This window comes from Curvibacter sp. EU05-FHT14A10, from assembly GCF_058791075.1.
Genome location: NZ_JBYTDE010000003.1, coordinates 165,152 through 182,024, shown reverse-complemented (window position 1 = coordinate 182,024; position 16,873 = coordinate 165,152). Strand labels below are relative to the sequence as shown.

The window sequence follows — 16,873 nt, the reverse complement described above, 5'->3', positions numbered from 1 at the left end:
CCGGCTCACTTGCCCGTGCTGCCCGAGGCTGCGCTGGCAGCATTCAAAGCCTTGATCACCTTGTCAGTGATGTCGTGCTTGGGATTGATGTAGATGGCTTCTTGCAGAATCACGTCGTACTTTTCAGTTTCGGCGACTTGCTTGACCACCTTGTTGGCGCGATCGATGACCTGCTGCAGTTCTTCGTTTTTGCGGGTGTTCAGGTCTTCCTGGAATTCACGGCTCTTGCGCTGGAAATCGCGGTCTTGATCGACCAGCTGCTTCTGGCGGCTGGTGCGCTGCGTTTCAGACAGGGTCGGTGCCTCACGCTCGAACTTGTCCGAGGCGGTCTTCAACGCGTTGCGCTGATCGACCAATTCTTTTTCGCGCTTGGCAAATTCAGCTTCGAGCTTGGCCTGGGCAGACTTGGCCATGTTTGCTTCGCGGAAGATGCGGTCGGTGTTGACGAAACCGGCACGGAAGTCTTCGGCCATGACCGGAGCAGCAGCGAACGCGGAGGCACCCAGCACTGCGGCCAGGGCCCATTGACGAGAAATGGATTTCATTAGAAAGACGTTCCGATCTGGAATTGCAATCTCTGGATTCTATCGCCAGGGAACTTGCGTACCGGATTGGCAATGGCAAAACGCAGAGGCCCCATGGGAGATACCCAACTCAAGCCAATACCCACCGAAGTGCGGAGTTGGCTGGAGGTGATTTTTTCATTTTCACCAAAAATGTTGCCAACGTCCGTGAAGCCGAAGACACGAAGTGTGCGGTCATTGCCGGCACCCGGGAACGGCGCCGTGACTTCGGCGTTGAGAACCACCTTCTTGGCACCGCCCACGATGGCGCCTGTGACGTCGTGCGGGCCCAAGGTACCTTGATCAAAGCCCCGGACAGAACCCAGACCACCGCCGTAGAAGTTCTTGAACACCGGGAATGGGCGTCCACCCAACCCCTTGCCCAGACCGATTTCGCCGTTGAAAGCAAACGTGAACTTCTTGGTGATGGGCACGTACTGCTGATACTGGTAGTTGTTGCGGGTGTATCGCGCGTCCCCGATCATGCCCAGTTCTGAATTGAAGCGCTGATAGCGCCCACTGTTGGGTGCCAGGGCGCTGTCCCGATCATCCCGGGACCAGCCGAGCGTGAGAGGGGCAGCCCAGCTGGTGTAGCCGTAGGTTTCCGCGTAGGTCAGATATGCGGCTGGAATGTTGGTACCCGCCTGGATGGTGGTTTGCTCAGCATTCATGCCCACAAACACGCGATCGGTCTCGCTGAACGGGATACCGAAACGCAGACCAGCGCCCGTGGTCAGCAAGCGGTAGTTACCCCCCTGATCTGCGTAGGGCCGCAGCGCGCGGTGGTAGAGATCGATGGTGCGGGAGATGCCATCGACCGTGAAGTACGGGTCGGTCGCATTCACCGAAATGACGCGGTTGTACTTGCTGGTGTTGATCTCGAAGCCGAGGTAATTGCCCGAGCCAAACACGTTTTCATTGCGGATGCTGAACGAGAGCGAAACGCGCTCGGCACTCGAAAACCCGGCACCCAACTGAATGCTGCCTGCCGGCTTCTCCGTCACATTGATGACCAGATCAACCTGGTCTGGCGAGCCTGGCACCTCCTGGGTTTCGATGTTGACGTCCTTGAAGAAACCCAGACGATCCACCCGGTCACGCGACAGCTTGATGCGGTCCCCGTCGTACCACGAAGCTTCAAACTGGCGGAACTCACGGCGAACCACTTCATCACGCGTGCGGCCATTGCCTGTCACGTGGATGCGGCGGACGTAAGCGCGGCGAGACGGTTCCGCTGCCAGCACAAAAGAAACGCGATTGGTGCTGCGATCAATGTCGGGGCGAACCTCCACCCGAGCAAAGGCAAAGCCAAAATTGCCAAAATAATCAGAGAAGGCCTTGCTGGTGTGAGCAACGTCATCGGCGTTGTAGGGCTCACCCACCTTGATCGAAACCAAAGACTTGAATTCGTCTTCTTTGCCCAGGAAATCGCCCTCCAGCTTGACACCAGACACGACAAAGCGCTCACCCTCAGTCACGTTGATGGTGATGGAAATGTCTTTCTTGTCAGGCGAGATCGCGACCTGGGTCGAGTCAATGCGGAATTCAAGATAACCACGTGCCAGGTAATAGGAGCGCAGGGATTCCAGATCGGCATTGAGCTTGGCACGGGCATAGCGATCCGACTTGGTGTACCAGCTCAGCCAGCCGCCGGTGTCCAGGTCAAACAGGCCGCGCAGCGTCGATTCGCTGAAGGCCTTGTTACCCACCACCTGGATGTCCTTGATTTTGGCGGGTTCACCCTCGACCACCGAGAAGGTCAGATTGACCCGGTTGCGCTCAATGGGCGTGACGGTGGTCACCACTTCGGCGCCGTAAAGACTGCGGCTGATGTATTGGCGTTTGAGTTCCTGTTCAGCCCGGTCGGCCAACGCTTTGTCAAAGGGTCGCCCCTCTGCCAGGCCCACGTCGCGCATGGCTTTTTTCAGAGTGTCTTTGTCGAACTCTTTGGTACCGACGAAATCGACTTCGGCCACTGTGGGGCGCTCTTCAACGACCACCACGAGCACGTCGCCATTGGCTTCGAGTCGCACGTCCTTGAAAAGACCCAATGCAAACAGCGCACGGATGGCTGCCGAGCCCTTGTCATCGTTGTAGGTCTCACCGACCCGGAAAGGGAGTGACGCAAAGATGGTTCCGGGCTCAACCCGCTGGAGGCCCTCAACGCGGATGTCACGCACAGTGAAGGGGTCGACGGCCCAGGCATGCGAGGCTACCAGGAGGGTCGTCACTGCAGCCACAGTGCGCAGGCAAAAACGGGAGAGATGTTTGTTCATGAATGAGCGCGGGCCGCGGCGCCAAGCGCTGCGACCACAAGGTTAACCAAAGAGCCGGGTGACGTCGTTGAAGAACGCGACGGACATCATGGCCATCAGCAGGGCGATCCCCCCCCGCTGCAGCCGCTCCATCCAGGCATCTGACACGGCCTTGCCGGTCACCGCCTCCCAAAGATAATACATCAGGTGTCCACCGTCCAAGACCGGCAGGGGAAGCAGGTTCAAGACGCCAAGGCTCACACTGATCAAGGCCAAAAACACCAAGTACTGACTCAACCCCAGGCTGGCTGACTTGCCGGCGTAGTCCGCGATGGTCAATGGGCCACTGATGTTGCGGATCGAGGCCTCGCCAATCACCATCCGCCCCATCATGCGCAGGGTCAGCGACGACACCTCCCAGGTCTTGACAGCGCCTCGCCAAAGCCCATCGATGGGCCCAAGGCGCACGGTCACGAATTCAGGTGGCGCACCAATCATGGCCCCCACGCGGGCCACCCGGCCGTCGCGGCCGTCTGGCTGCATCTCGGGCTTCATCTCGAGGGAACGCACCACCCCGCCCTGCTCGACGCGCCAGGTCTGGGCCAGCGGCACGCCCTGCACCACTGAAGAGCGGATCAATTCACGCAACTGCTGCCCATCGACGATGGGTGTGGCGCCGATCTGGTGGACAAGATCACCCCGGCGCAATCCACCCCGCTCTGCAGGGCTGCCAGGCATCACATCGCCCACTTCAGGGCGGGTCCACGGCCCCATGAGTCCAATGCGGCGAAAAAGCTGAGCGTCAGCCTCTTTGACCTGAACCCGGGACAGGGGCAACAGGTAGTCACGCGTGCCGGCGTGCTCTCCCATCGCCACTTCGAGCTGAACGTCTCGGCCATTGAGTGCAGCCTGCGTCAACAGCCAGCGCAGGTCTTCAAAGGAAGTCACCGCCTCCAGTTCTTCGCCGGCCAAGGCCGCGCGGCGCACCGTCTCACCCCCCTGCAAACCAGCCTGGGCCGCAATCGACCCTTGCACAGGGCTGGCCAGGATCGCCGCAGGCTCTTCAACGCCCGTCCAGTTCACCACCGTGTAGAGCAGGACGGCCAACAGCAGATTGGCCACCGGACCCGCTGCCACCACCGCCGCACGCTTGAACAAAGGTTGGGCATTGAATGCCAGGTGCCGCTCCGCGGCAGCCACCGGGGCCTCGCGCTCATCCAGCATGCGGACATAGCCGCCCAAAGGAAATGCACTCAGAACAAACTCAGTCGGCGAGCCTTTGGGCTGCCATCGCAACAGGACCTTGCCAAACCCGATGGAGAAGCGGAGCACTTTGATGCCGCAGGCCACGGCAACTCGGTAGTGCCCATATTCATGAACGGCAATCAGCACGCCCAAGGCCAGAAGAAAAGCCAACACGGTCATCAACATGGGCACTCCTCAGCCATCAGGTCTGCATGCGCTGGGCGGCCTGCCCGGCGACTTCACGCGCACGGGCATCCAGCAACAGCAGTTCTTCAAGTGTGGCCGGCTGCTGGGGCAACACCGCAGCCAACGCTTCCAGATTCACATGGTGAATCTGATCAAAGCGGATGCGACGGTCCAGGAAGGCCTGAACAGCCACCTCATTGGCTGCGTTGAGCACGGCAGCGGTGCCGGCAGGCCCCTCCAGGGCGTCCCAGGCCAGTTGCAGGCCTGGAAAGCGGGCCGGGTCAGGTGGCTCGAACGTCATGGCCGGCAAGGCCGTGAAATCGAGGTGCGCAGCGCCACTGTCAATGCGTTCGGGCCATGCCAATCCGTAGGCAATGGGCGCACGCATGTCGGGCACGCCGAGCTGCGCCACCACAGAGGTATCGTGGTACTGAACCATCGAATGCACGATGCTCTGAGGGTGGATCACCACCTCGATTCGCTTGGGTGCCAGGCCGAACAGATAGCGCGCCTCGATCACCTCAAGGGCCTTGTTCATCATGGTGGCGGAGTCGACCGAGATCTTGCGCCCCATCGACCAATTGGGATGGGCACAAGCCTGCTCGGGCGTCACCTCGGACAATGTCCGCGGGTCACGGGTGCGGAAGGGCCCACCAGAAGCCGTGAGGATGATCTTGCGCACCCGCCGATCCCAGGTGGAGGCATCGTCGGGCAAAGACTGGAAGATGGCCGAGTGCTCGCTGTCAATCGGCAGCAGCACCGCCCCGCCCTCGCGCACAGCCTGCAAAAAGACCTCAGCCCCCACGACCAGGGCCTCCTTGTTGGCCAGCATGAGGCGCTTGCCGGCTCGCGCCGCCGCCAGACAGGGCGCCAGACCTGCCGCGCCGACGATGGCCGCCATCACAGCATTCACCTGCGGGTGGGCAGCCACCGCCTCGATGGACTCGGCACCCCACAACACCTCGACAGGCAGACCTTCAGCCTTGACCCGATCCGCCAGACGTCGGCCATGGACTTCGCTGGCCATCACCGCAAAACGGGGGCGATAGCTCGCACATTGCTTGAGCATGAGCTCAACCTGCGTCGCCGCCGTGAGTGCGAATACTTCATAGCGCTCGGGGTGGCGCGCCATGACGTCCAATGTGCTTTGACCGATGGAACCGGTCGATCCCAGAATGGTGATGCGTTGTGTCATGTCTTCAAACCAGAGTGCTCAGCATCATGGCGAGCGGCAAAGTGGGCAACAAGGCGTCGATGCGGTCAAGCACGCCGCCGTGACCCGGCAGCAGGCCGCTGCTGTCCTTGGCGCCCGCGCTGCGCTTGATGAGCGACTCCACCAGATCACCCACCACGCTCATCGCACCCATGAACACCACAGCCAACAGGGCAAAGGGCCAGCCCGGCGCCATCAAACGACTGTAAAAACTGGGGACCGTGGCCCCCAATGACGCATCAGCCAGCGGCCATACCCAGGCCAGAACGATGACCCCAGCCAACCCACCCCAGACGCCTTCCCAGCTCTTGCCAGGACTGATGCTGGGGGCGAGTTTGCGGCGCGTGAAGTGCAATCCAAATGCACGCCCGGCGAAATAGGCAAAGATGTCGGCCACCCAGACCAGAACCAGAACCGAAAGCAGAAAATTGACGCCCACCACCTTGGCCTGAGCCACCGCCAGCCAGGCCGTCACCAAGGCCAAAAGGCCCGCCACCCAGCGAACCAGCAGGGGCACACGGGGCCAGCCCGCCACTCCACCACGCAGCAACGCAGCACTGCCCAGCACCCACGCGGGCCCGGCTACCACCCAAAGGCTGCGCAGTGAAACATCCAGCGCCCCCGCCCACCAGGCCAGCGCACAAATGAGCAGACAGACCCCGGCAGTGGCCCAGGACATGGGTTGCGACAAACCATTCAGGCGCCCCCACTCCCAACCGCCGGCAGCGATGAACAACAGCATCAAGGCACAAAAAGGCTGCGGCTGCGCATAGAACAAGGCGGGCAGCAAAACAGCCAGCAGAATCAGTGCGGTGATGACACGCTGCTTGAGCATGGAAATCGCCTTTCTCAGACCTTGGGGGATGCAGACGAGGTCGCCTGCGCCATCTGCTCAGACGTCTTACCGAAGCGACGTTCACGGGCACCATAGGCCGAAAACGCCTCATCCAGAGCAGCCTCGTCGAAATCAGGCCAGAGGCGGTCGCTGAAGAAAAGCTCGGAGTAAGCGCATTGCCACAACAGGAAATTGCTGATGCGTTGTTCGCCCCCTGTACGGATCATCAAGTCCGGGTCGGGCACATGGGAGAGGGCCATGGCCCGATCCAGTGCCAGTTCGGTGATCTGCTCACCTCGGGCGACCAACGCTGCTGCAGCCTGGGCAATGTCCCATCGACCACCGTAGTTGAAACAGACATTGAGGATCAATCGATCGTTCTGCGCTGTCGCGGCCTCAGCTTGGGCCAAGCCTGCAGCCACCTTTTCGGAGAGGCCTCGACGTTCGCCAACAAAATGCAGACGCACACCATCCGCCTTCAGTTGAGGAACCTCACGGCCCAGGGCCATCGCCAACAAATCCATCAAGCCGGACACCTCGTCAGCCGGGCGATTCCAGTTTTCGGACGAAAAGGCAAAAACGGTCAGCACCTTCACACCGCGCGCTGCGCAGGCCTTGACACAACGGCGCAAGGAATCAACCCCCTGCTTGTGGCCAGCCACCCGCGGGAGGAATCGGCGCGTGGCCCAGCGCCCATTGCCATCCATGACGATGGCGACGTGATGAGGAACAGCCTGGTTCGCGGGAATCTGGGTCATGGACAGCAAGATACTTCAGAGACAGGGCACGATACCCCAGAAAACGAATGGGGCAGCCCTGCTGGAGAGCCGCCCCTGAAATGGCCCTCAGGCCTGGATAGCACGACAACCGGTGGCCATCAAACCGCCATGATGTCCTGTTCCTTGGAAGCCACCAGTTTGTCGATCTCGGCAATGTGCTTGTCGGTCACCTTCTGGGTGTCGGCTTCTGCACGCTTTTGATCGTCTTCGGAGGCCAGCTTGTCCTTGACCAGCTTCTTCACCGACTCATTGGCATCGCGACGCAGGTTGCGAATGGCCACCTTGGCGGCCTCACCTTCGTTGCGCACGACCTTGGTCAGTTCCTTGCGACGCTCTTCGCTCATGGGGGGCATGGGCACGCGGATCAGTTCGCCCATGCTGGAGGGGTTCAAACCAAGATCGCTGTCCCGGATGGCTTTTTCGATCTTGGCGCCCATGCCCTTTTCCCAGGGCTGAACGCTGATGGTGCGAGAGTCCAGCAGCGACACGTTGGCCACCTGGCTGATCGGCACCGGCGATCCGTAGTAATCCACCTGCACGGCATCCAGCAGAGCCGGGTTGGCGCGACCCGTGCGGATCTTGGTCAGGTTGTTCTTGAAGGCCGCGATGGACTGATCCATCTTGGTTTCGGTTGTCTTCTTGATGTCGGCAATGCTCATGTCAATCTCCTGGAACGAATCCCGGCAACTGTTGCCGGAACTCTTCGGGCTGAAGGGCCGGGGCTCAGGCGTAAACCAGAGTCCCCTCGTCCTCACCCATCACGACGCGCTTGAGCGCACCGGGCTTGAAGATGGAAAACACCTTCACTGGCAACTTCTGGTCGCGGCACAGAGCAAACGCCGTGGCATCCATGATGCCCAGGTTCTGCGCCATCGCTTCATCAAACGAAATTTTCGCGTAACGGGTTGCGTTGGGATCCTTCTTGGGATCCGCAGAGTACACACCATCCACCTTGGTGGCCTTGAGCACCAGCTCGGCGCCGATTTCAGCACCACGCAAGGCAGCCGCAGTGTCCGTCGTGAAGAAAGGGTTACCCGTACCGGCAGCAAAGATCACCACCTTGCCCTCTTCGAGATACTGCAAGGCCTTGGGACGCACATAGGGCTCGACCACCTGCTCGATGGCAATCGCGGACATGACACGGGCGATCAAACCCGCTTTTTCCATGGTGTCAGCCAGCGCCAGTGCGTTCATCACCGTGGCCAGCATGCCCATGTAATCGGCCGTGGCCCGATCCATCCCCACGGAGCCTCCGGCAACACCCCGGAAGATGTTGCCGCCCCCGATCACCACCGCCACCTCGACACCCAGGCGGGTGACCTCGGCCACCTCTTCCACCATGCGGACGATGGTAGCTCGGTTGATACCAAAGGCATCGTCCCCCATCAGGGCCTCGCCTGACAGCTTCAGCAGGATCCGCTTGTTGGCTGGTTTGGCGTTGGTCATGAAAGGGTTCTCCTGAGTTCGATGGGGTGACGTTGGGGGTTATTGCGAGATGACGGAATCAGGCTGCAGCCTTGGCAGCAGCGACCTGCGCAGCCACTTCAGCAGCGAAGTCGTCAACCTTCTTTTCGATGCCTTCGCCAACGATGAACAGCGTGAAGCCCTTCACATCGGTGCTGGCGGCCTTGAGCATCTGCTCGACAGTTTGCTTGTCGTTCTTCACGAAGGCCTGGTTGAACAAGGACACTTCCTTCAGGAACTTCTGCACACCACCTTCGATGCGCTTGGTCACGATTTCAGGCGACTGCACCGGCTTGCCTTCGGCCTGGGCCTTGGCGGCATCTTCTGCAGCCTTGCCAGCGGCCACAGCACGCTCTTTTTCAATCAGATCGCTCGGCACATCGGCGCTGGTCAGGGCCACGGGCTTCATGGCGGCCACGTGCATGGCGACGTCCTTGGCGGCAGCTTCGTCACCATTGAACTCAACCACCACACCAATGCGGGTGCCGTGCAGGTAGGCGGCCAGTTGGGCGCCATTGTCAAAACGCTTGAAACGGCGGAAAGACATGTTTTCGCCGATTTTGCCGATCAAGCCCTTGCGCACGTCTTCCAGGGTGGGGCCGTAGGTGTCTTGCTCATAGGCCAGAGCGCCCAGGGCTTCAATGTCAGCGGGGTTGTGCTTGGCAACCAGCTCAGCGGCAGCCTTGGCCAGAGCCAGGAAGCTGTCGTTCTTGGTCACGAAGTCGGTTTCGCAGTTCACTTCGATCAGCGCACCAGTGTTGCCTTCGATGAAGCTGGCGACCACGCCTTCAGCGGTCACGCGCGAGGCAGCCTTGCCGGCCTTGGTGCCCAACTTGACACGCAGCAGCTCTTCCGCCTTGGCCATGTCGCCACCGGCCTCGGTCAGTGCCTTCTTGCACTCCATCATGGGGGCGTCGGTCTTGCCACGCAGTTCAGCGACCATGCTTGCGGTAATTGCAGCCATTTTTTGTTACTCCGTATTCAGTTCAAGTCAAAACGTTGTTGATGGGCTAAAAAAAAGGGGGCAACTAAGCCCCACTTTCTTCGCGACCCTTCGGAATTCGCGCGGGGCAAACTCAGGCAGCCGATTCTTCGACTTCCACGAATTCGTCGCCGCCTTCAGCAGCCACAGCCTTGACCACTTCGTTACCGGCTTCTGCACGGCCAGCGATGATGGCGTCAGCAATGCCACGGGCATACAAAGCCACGGCCTTGGCCGAGTCATCGTTGCCGGGGATCACGTAGTCGATGCCTTCGGGCGAGTGGTTGGAGTCAACCACACCAATCAGCGGGATGCCCAGCTTCTTGGCTTCAGCGATGGCAATCTTGTGGAAGCCGACGTCAATCACGAAGATAGCGTCCGGCAGGGCCGTCACGTCCTGGATACCGCCGATGTCTTTTTCGAGCTTGTCGATTTCGCGGCTGAACGTCAGCTGTTCCTTCTTGGACAGGCCACCCAGGCCAGCTTCTTGTTGTGCCTTCAGATCCTTCAGACGCTTGATCGAGGTCTTCACAGTCTTGAAGTTGGTCAGCGTACCGCCCAGCCAACGCTGGTTCACGAAAGGCACGCCGGCGCGCTCGGCTTCAGCAGCCACGATGTCGCGGGCTTGACGCTTGGTGCCCACAAACAGGATGGTGCCGCGGTTGGCAGCCAGTTGCTTCACGAACTTGGAAGCTTCCTGGAACATCGGCAGCGACTTTTCCAGGTTGATGATGTGGATCTTGTTGCGATGGCCGAAGATGAAGGGGGCCATCTTGGGGTTCCAGAAGCGGGTTTGGTGACCGAAGTGGACACCGGCTTCCAGCATTTCGCGCATAGTAACGGACATGAAAATTCTCCGAAGGTTGGGTCTAAAATCCAGCCCGACTTTGGCGTTTCTTACAGGGAAAACCCTTGAAAACACCAACACCTTGATGGGTCTGGTTTGCGATTTGTCTTGCCGTGACACCAGCAAAAACCCCAAAATTATAGCATGGCCAACCGCCTGTCCCGACCGATGGCCTACTCACCCATTGGCAGGTCCGCGTCGCGACAGCACCAAGCCCAACGAAAGACTGGCACCTCCGGTCGACCAAGAATTCACCAGGTGCCCCAAGCAAAGCGCATGAACATTGCCATCATTGGCGCCGGAATCATCGGCGTCACGACAGCCTACGAACTGGCCTCCGACGGCCACCAGGTCACCGTTTTCGAGCGCCACGGCGCAGTTGCAGAGGAATGCAGTTTTGCAAATGCCGGCCTCATCTCACCGGCCCAGCTGCTGCTCTGGGCAGCTCCCGGCATGGCAGGCAAATGGCTGCGCCAATGGGGCGCGGCCCACTCAGCAATGCAGCTCGGCCCCAGACTCGGCCTGCGCGAACTGGGCTGGGTCGGGCAATGGCTGCGCGCCAGCACAGGCAGCCGAAGCACGGAGAGTGGCCAACATCTGCAACAGCTGATCACCCACAGCCTGACGCGTCTGCATCACCTGCGCCAACGACATGCACTTGAATTTGACGCCAGCACAGGCCATCTGCTGTTGCTGCGCAACGCGCAGGAACACAAAAGCCTGCAAGAACGCCTGAGCCGCCTGCGCGAAGCGGGTCTGGGCTTTCGCGAGCTCAACGCCGACGAGGCCCGCAAGCTGGAACCCGCCCTGAACCCGGACAGCCCCATTGAAGCCGCCATCCACCTGCCGCAGGATGAAGTGGGCAACTGCCGCCAGTTCGCACTGATGATCAGGAGCGAAGCTGTGCGCCTGGGTGTGACCTTCGAATTCAACACCGCCGTCAGCCACATCGCCCCCGGCCCGCGCCCCTCACTCAGCACCCAAAGCACAAACCCACCCCGACCCTTCGATGCCATCGTGCTGTGCACCGGCGCCGACGCCTCAATACTGATCAAGCCACTGGGCCTGAAGATTCCACTGATGGGCATTCAGGGCTACTCGGTCAGTGCCAATGTGCGAGAAGCCCTGAATGCTCCGCGAAGCATCGTCAGCGATGAGCGCCATCGAATCACCATTGCCCGACTGGGTCAACGCGTGAGGGTGGCTGGCGGGGCAGAATTGGGCTACCGGCAGGATGACAAGCGGACCTCCGCGCTGCGCACGCTCTATCAAGTGCTGCAAGACTGGTTTCCAGGCGCCGCCTCCATGACTGCAGGTGTGCAGGAATGGAAAGGCAGCCGGCCCATGATGCCCGACGGACTGCCGGTGCTGGGTGCCAGCGGTGTTCCCGGCATCTGGCTGAACCTGGGGCATGGCGACAATGGCTGGGCCCTGAGTTGCGGTAGCGCCAGGCTTCTGGCCGACGCCCTGGCGGGCCAAAAGTCCGAACTGGATCTTGACGCCTGCTCCATCGCACGGCTGCACCGATGACCGAAAGGGCAGCGCTGGTTCATAGAGTCCCACCACACGGATAGACACCCCATGCACCGCATTCACCCCGATCGAGCCCACCCCCTGCATCGGCTGTCCAGCACGCGCACACTGGAGGCCACGTGGCTGAAGCAACTGCCGGCACACACCCTGATGCAGCGCGCAGGACGTGCGCTGGCTCAATTGGCCCAGGCACTGGCACCCCACGCACAAGCCATCTGGGTGGCGTGCGGCAGCGGCAACAACGGCGGCGATGGCTGGGAAGCCGCCTACCACCTCCAACTTCAGGGCTTCAGGCCTGTGGTGACCTGGCTGGGCCGACCCGATCGGTGCAGCGCGGACAGCCTCGCCAGCCGTCAGGCAGCCCTGCAGGCCGGCGTGATCTACCAGGAACACCCGCCAGTGCTGGGGCCGAATGACCTTTGCATCGACGCACTGCTTGGCATCGGACTGATTCGACAGACAGCCCCCTCCGGCGACATTCGCCTGAGAGAATGGATTGAGCGCATCAATAGCAGTGCCGCCACCGTGCTCGCAGCAGACATCCCCTCGGGTCTCTGCGCCGACCAAGGCACCCCCGCACTGGCCGCAGGCGCCGTCCGCGCCGATCACACCCTCAGCCTATTGACCCTGAAACCGGGGCTTTTCACAGCCCAGGGGCGTGACCACGCAGGTACTGTGTGGCTGGACACCCTGGATGTTCCGTCGCTGTCCACACCAGCCGACGCCTGGCTCAGCCCGCCGCCGCCACCTCGCCCCCATCGCCATGGCAGCCACAAAGGCACTTATGGCGACGTGCAAGTGCTGGGCGGCGAGGGCCTGAGCCTGCGCGGACTGGGCATGACCGGCGCCGCCCTGCTGGCGGGCCGGGCGGCCCTGCATGCTGGCGCTGGGCGCGTGATGGTCGCTTTGCTGGATGCCGACGAATCGCACCTGCCGGTCGATATGACCCAGCCCGAGTTGATGCTGCGCAGCCCCGAAGCGCTGGTCATGGGGAACGGCGTTCTGGTTTGCGGCTGCGGCGGCGGCGAAGCGATCGAACGCTGGGTACCCCAAGCCCTGACAGAGGCGCCTCGCCTCTTGCTGGACGCAGACGCCCTCAACGTGCTGGCGCGTCATCCTGACTGGATGCCGCTGCTGGCAACGCGTCGGCAACGCGGCTGGGACACGGTACTCACGCCCCACCCGCTTGAGGCAGCACGACTCTTGGACACCACGGCCGCCAGCATCCAGGACGACCGCCTGGCCGCCGCCCAGGCTCTGGCCGCCCTGACAGGTGCCGTGACGGTGCTCAAAGGCTCAGGGACTGTGATTGTACAAAGCGGCAAGCCACTTCACATCAACCCCACTGGCAACCCCCTGCTGGCCACAGCAGGCACCGGCGACGTGCTGGCGGGGCTGATCGGAGCCCTGTGGGCGCACCCCGGCACCCAGGCCTTCGACGCTGCCTGCCAAGGCGTCTTTGAGCACGGCCGGGTGGCAGACCAATGGCCAGCCCATCAAGCGTTCACGGCGGGCGCGCTCGCCAACGCCTTGCGCCGGCCATGAGGCAGCAGATCCGCTCTCAGCCCCGACCGGCGAACGGCATCTTGGTCGCCATCACCGTGTGGAACATGACGTTCGCCTCCAGCGGCAAGCTGGCCATGTAAAGCACCGACTGGGCCACGATGTTCACATCCATCAAAGGCTCGATCGCCACCTCGCCATTGGCCTGAGGAACCCCCTTGGCCATGCGCGCTGCCAAATCGGTGGCCGCATTGCCGACATCAATCTGGCCGACTGCGATGTCGTACTTGCGGCCATCGAGAGACGCCGTCTTGGTCAAGCCCATCACCGCATGTTTGGTGCTGGTGTAAGCCACCGAGTTGGGACGCGGTGTGTGGGCCGAGATCGAACCGTTGTTGATGATGCGTCCGCCCTGGGGTTGCTGCACCTTCATGACCCGGAAAGCCTCGCGCACACACAAGAACATGCCCGTCAGATTGGTATCCACCACGCGACGCCAATCGGCCAGCGCCAGATCCTCCAACAACACGCCCGGAGCGTTGATGCCAGCATTGTTGAACAACAGGTCGACCCGCCCCCAGGCTTTGACGGCGGCAGAAAAAAGCGCTGCCACCGCCTGTTCGTCGGCCACATCGCAAGGCACGACAAGGGCCCGCCCGGCAGCACCCGACTCGTCTGCCACCTGCTGCAGCAACTCAAGCCGTCGCCCCGCCAGGGCCACTGCGTAACCTGCGTTCAACAAGGCCAGCGCCACAGCGCGCCCGATACCCGATCCAGCCCCCGTGACGATCGCGACACGAAGCGCCGAAGCTTCCGATGCAGTGGAGGTATTCAAGGCAAGCTCCTGGAATGGCCGTGACTTTGGGGCACGGCAAGATCAACAATCAAATCAGCGATGGGATTTGCCACGGCCGCCTTTTGCACTCTTCTTTTTGGCCGCCGCGGCCGCTTTCTTCACCGAGGCCTTCAGCGCCTGGATCGGCGAACGAGGCGTCAGGTCGCCCCCCGAACCAGACCGAGGCGTCCGGGCCGAGGCGTCGACCTTCTCGTCCTGCCGGGAGCCACTGCGAGCCTTCTTGCTCGCACTGCGCGAGCCTCCCGGGGCTGGCGCTAGACCCGACTTGTCACGCTGCGCACGCCCCGCCACGGCCTCACCCTCATGCACCAGACGAAAGTCGATCTTGCGCCCATCCAGATCCACACGGCTGACCTGCACCCGAACCCGGCTGCCGATCGCGTAGCGGATGCCCGTGCGCTCGCCACGAAGTTCCTGACGGGCCTCGTCGAACTTGAAGTACTCACCGCCCAATTCGGTGATGTGCACCAAGCCCTCAACATACATCGCGTCCAAGGTCACGAAGATGCCGAAGCTGGTCGCCGCCGAAACCACGCCACCAAACTCCTCGCCCAGATGCTCGCGCATGTATTTGCACTTGAGCCAGGCCTCCACATCTCGACTGGCCTCATCGGCACGGCGCTCATTGGCACTGCAATGCAGGCCGGCTGCCTCCCAGGCCTGGGTCTCGGCCGTGGCCTTGCGCGGCTTGACCGAAGGCTCTTTGACCCGAGACGCCAGGCGTCGAGCCAGCTTGGTATGGGCCTCGCCAGGTGTGGGCAAGGCCGGCAACTGATAGCGCGACTTGCCCAGAATCGCCTTGATGACGCGGTGCACCAGCAGATCTGGGTACCGCCGGATCGGACTGGTGAAGTGGGTGTAAGCCTCGAAAGCCAGGCCGAAGTGACCGCTGTTGATGGGGGTGTAGATGGCTTGCTGCATGGAGCGCAGCAGCATGGTGTGGATCTGCTGTGAATCCGGGCGGTCCTTGGTGGCCTCGGCAATCGCCTGGAACTCGCCCGGCAGCGGCTCATCACTGACCGACAGTCCGACCCCCATGGCCTTGAGGTAGTTGGCCAGCAACTCGCGCTTCTCGGGGGTCGGGCCCTCATGAACACGGAACAACCCGGGATGCTTGCCCTGCCCAATGAAGTCGGCACTGCAGACGTTGGCGGCCAGCATCGCCTCTTCAATCAAGCGGTGCGCGTCATTGCGGGTGCGAGGCACGATCTTCTCGATGCGACCACTGTCATCGCACACGATCTGGGTCTCAGTGGTGTCGAAATCCACTGCACCTCGGATCCGGCGGGCGCCCAACAAAGCCCGGTAGACATCGTGCAGGTTCAACAGGTGAGGTACCAATGCCTTACGGCGGGCGGCTTCCGGCCCTCGTGTATTGGCCAGAATGGCCGCCACTTCGGTGTATGTGAAACGCGCATGGCTCCACATCACAGCCGGGTAGAACTGATAGGCATGGATCTCGCCCTTGGCGTTGATCAACATGTCGCACACCATGCAAAGCCGATCCACCTCGGGGTTGAGCGAACACAGACCGTTGGACAGCTTCTCCGGCAGCATGGGGATCACCCGCCGGGGAAAATAAACACTGGTGGCGCGCTCATAGGCATCGATGTCAATGCCAGAGCCGGTGTGCACATACTGACTCACATCAGCGATCGCGACCAACAGACGCCATCCCTTGCCGCGTCCGACACGGGCGGGCTCGCAATAGACAGCATCATCAAAGTCACGCGCATCTTCACCATCAATGGTGACCAGCGGCACGTCCGTCAAATCGATGCGATCACGCTTGTCAGAGGGACGAACCTTGTCCGGCAGCGCCTTGGCCTCATCCAGGCAGGCCTGGGAAAATTCGTGCGGGACACCGTACTTGCGCACCGCGATCTCGATTTCCATGCCAGGGTCATCCACCTCACCCAGCACCTCCGTGATGCGACCAACCGGCTGACCGAACAGCGCCGGCGGTTCCGTCAGGTCAACCACCACCACCTGACCTGGCTTGGCGGCCCCTGTTGCGCCCTTGGGAATCAATACATCCTGACCGTAGCGCTTGTCTTCGGGAGCCACCAGCCAGACACCACTCTCTTGCAGCAAACGGCCGATGATGGGCTGAGCAGGTCGCTCAATGATTTCCACCACACGACCCTCAGGCCGGCCACGGCGATCAGATCGCACGATGCGGGCCTTGACCCGATCCTTGTGCAACACCGCTCTCATTTCATTGGGTGGCAGATAGACGTCTGGCTCACCGTTGTCACGGATCACAAACCCGTGCCCATCACGGTGTCCTTGGACGACACCTTCAAATTCATCTGAAAAATTGTTCACTGACTTGCTTTGGCCTAAATTTTTGATATACAATCGAATTCTTCCTGAGATGCCCAGGTGGCGGAATTGGTAGACGCACTAGTTTCAGGTACTAGCGAGTAACATCGTGGAGGTTCGAGTCCTCTCCTGGGCACCAAGTTTAATGAAAACGAACTCAATATTCGCTTTCAAATGAATTAAAATCAGGAAATATTATTGTCGATAGACTGCCCAGGTGGCGGAATTGGTAGACGCACTAGTTTCAGGTACTAGCGAGTAACATCGTGGAGGTTCGAGTCCTCTCC

General features: G+C 61.2%; 14 protein-coding genes and 1 tRNA gene. 3 read left to right on the top strand and 12 right to left on the bottom strand.

Annotated features, from left to right (window positions below; genetic code table 11):
• Positions 1 to 5: 5 nt before the first annotated feature.
• The 10 genes from AC3WUT_RS06830 to rpsB form a co-directional block, all read right to left on the bottom strand.
• Positions 6 to 545, bottom strand: a complete 540-nt coding sequence (locus AC3WUT_RS06830) for an OmpH/Skp family outer membrane protein (protein ID WP_027478711.1) — start codon at positions 543 to 545, stop codon at positions 6 to 8.
• Positions 545 to 2,839, bottom strand: coding sequence for an outer membrane protein assembly factor BamA (bamA, locus tag AC3WUT_RS06825; protein ID WP_492346323.1), 2,295 nt, complete (start codon positions 2,837 to 2,839; stop codon positions 545 to 547). The genes AC3WUT_RS06830 and bamA overlap by 1 nt, the downstream gene beginning before the upstream one ends.
• Before the next feature lie 42 nt (positions 2,840 to 2,881).
• Positions 2,882 to 4,249, bottom strand: coding sequence for an RIP metalloprotease RseP (gene rseP / locus AC3WUT_RS06820; protein WP_492346322.1), 1,368 nt, complete (start codon positions 4,247 to 4,249; stop codon positions 2,882 to 2,884).
• Positions 4,250 to 4,265: 16 nt separating this feature from the next.
• Positions 4,266 to 5,444 (bottom strand): 1-deoxy-D-xylulose-5-phosphate reductoisomerase, encoded by a 1,179-nt coding sequence (gene ispC, locus AC3WUT_RS06815; RefSeq protein ID WP_492346321.1) that lies wholly within the window; start codon positions 5,442 to 5,444, stop codon positions 4,266 to 4,268.
• 4 nt (positions 5,445 to 5,448) lie between these two features.
• Entirely contained in the window at positions 5,449 to 6,297 is an 849-nt protein-coding gene (locus AC3WUT_RS06810; protein WP_492346320.1) for a phosphatidate cytidylyltransferase, read from the bottom strand.
• 14 nt (positions 6,298 to 6,311) lie between these two features.
• Entirely contained in the window at positions 6,312 to 7,055 is a 744-nt protein-coding gene (gene uppS / locus AC3WUT_RS06805) for a polyprenyl diphosphate synthase (RefSeq protein ID WP_492346319.1), read from the bottom strand.
• A 119-nt stretch (positions 7,056 to 7,174) separates the two neighbouring features.
• Positions 7,175 to 7,735 carry a ribosome recycling factor gene (frr, locus tag AC3WUT_RS06800; RefSeq protein WP_019573212.1) on the bottom strand — a complete coding sequence of 187 codons (561 nt, stop codon included), beginning with the start codon at positions 7,733 to 7,735 and terminating at the stop codon, positions 7,175 to 7,177.
• Between the two features lie 64 nt (positions 7,736 to 7,799).
• Positions 7,800 to 8,522 (bottom strand): UMP kinase, encoded by a 723-nt coding sequence (pyrH, locus tag AC3WUT_RS06795; RefSeq protein ID WP_492346318.1) that lies wholly within the window; start codon positions 8,520 to 8,522, stop codon positions 7,800 to 7,802.
• Between the two features lie 58 nt (positions 8,523 to 8,580).
• Positions 8,581 to 9,504 (bottom strand): translation elongation factor Ts, encoded by a 924-nt coding sequence (tsf, locus tag AC3WUT_RS06790; protein WP_492346317.1) that lies wholly within the window; start codon positions 9,502 to 9,504, stop codon positions 8,581 to 8,583.
• A gap of 112 nt (positions 9,505 to 9,616) precedes the next feature.
• Positions 9,617 to 10,369: a 30S ribosomal protein S2 gene (gene rpsB, locus AC3WUT_RS06785; protein ID WP_492346316.1), complete on the bottom strand. Its 753-nt coding sequence runs from the start codon at positions 10,367 to 10,369 to the stop codon at positions 9,617 to 9,619.
• Between the two features lie 276 nt (positions 10,370 to 10,645).
• Here rpsB and AC3WUT_RS06780 point away from each other — a divergent pair, with 276 nt between their 5' ends.
• Both AC3WUT_RS06780 and AC3WUT_RS06775 read left to right on the top strand, forming a co-directional pair.
• On the top strand, positions 10,646 to 11,899 hold the full coding sequence (locus AC3WUT_RS06780) for an FAD-dependent oxidoreductase (RefSeq protein ID WP_492346315.1): 1,254 nt from the start codon (positions 10,646 to 10,648) through the stop codon (positions 11,897 to 11,899).
• Between the two features lie 51 nt (positions 11,900 to 11,950).
• A complete protein-coding gene (locus AC3WUT_RS06775; protein WP_492346314.1) occupies positions 11,951 to 13,447 on the top strand; it encodes an NAD(P)H-hydrate dehydratase in 1,497 nt (498 codons plus the stop codon).
• 16 nt (positions 13,448 to 13,463) lie between these two features.
• Here AC3WUT_RS06775 and AC3WUT_RS06770 read toward each other — a convergent pair whose 3' ends face one another.
• Both AC3WUT_RS06770 and rnr read right to left on the bottom strand, forming a co-directional pair.
• Complete coding sequence (locus tag AC3WUT_RS06770) at positions 13,464 to 14,240, bottom strand: SDR family oxidoreductase (RefSeq protein ID WP_492346313.1); 777 nt, start codon at positions 14,238 to 14,240, stop codon at positions 13,464 to 13,466.
• A 54-nt stretch (positions 14,241 to 14,294) separates the two neighbouring features.
• Positions 14,295 to 16,622 carry a ribonuclease R gene (gene rnr, locus AC3WUT_RS06765; protein WP_492346312.1) on the bottom strand — a complete coding sequence of 776 codons (2,328 nt, stop codon included), beginning with the start codon at positions 16,620 to 16,622 and terminating at the stop codon, positions 14,295 to 14,297.
• Between the two features lie 18 nt (positions 16,623 to 16,640).
• On the opposite strand from rnr, the gene AC3WUT_RS06760 reads away from it, so the two are divergent.
• Positions 16,641 to 16,725, top strand: a tRNA-Leu gene (locus AC3WUT_RS06760).
• Positions 16,726 to 16,873: the final 148 nt, after the last annotated feature.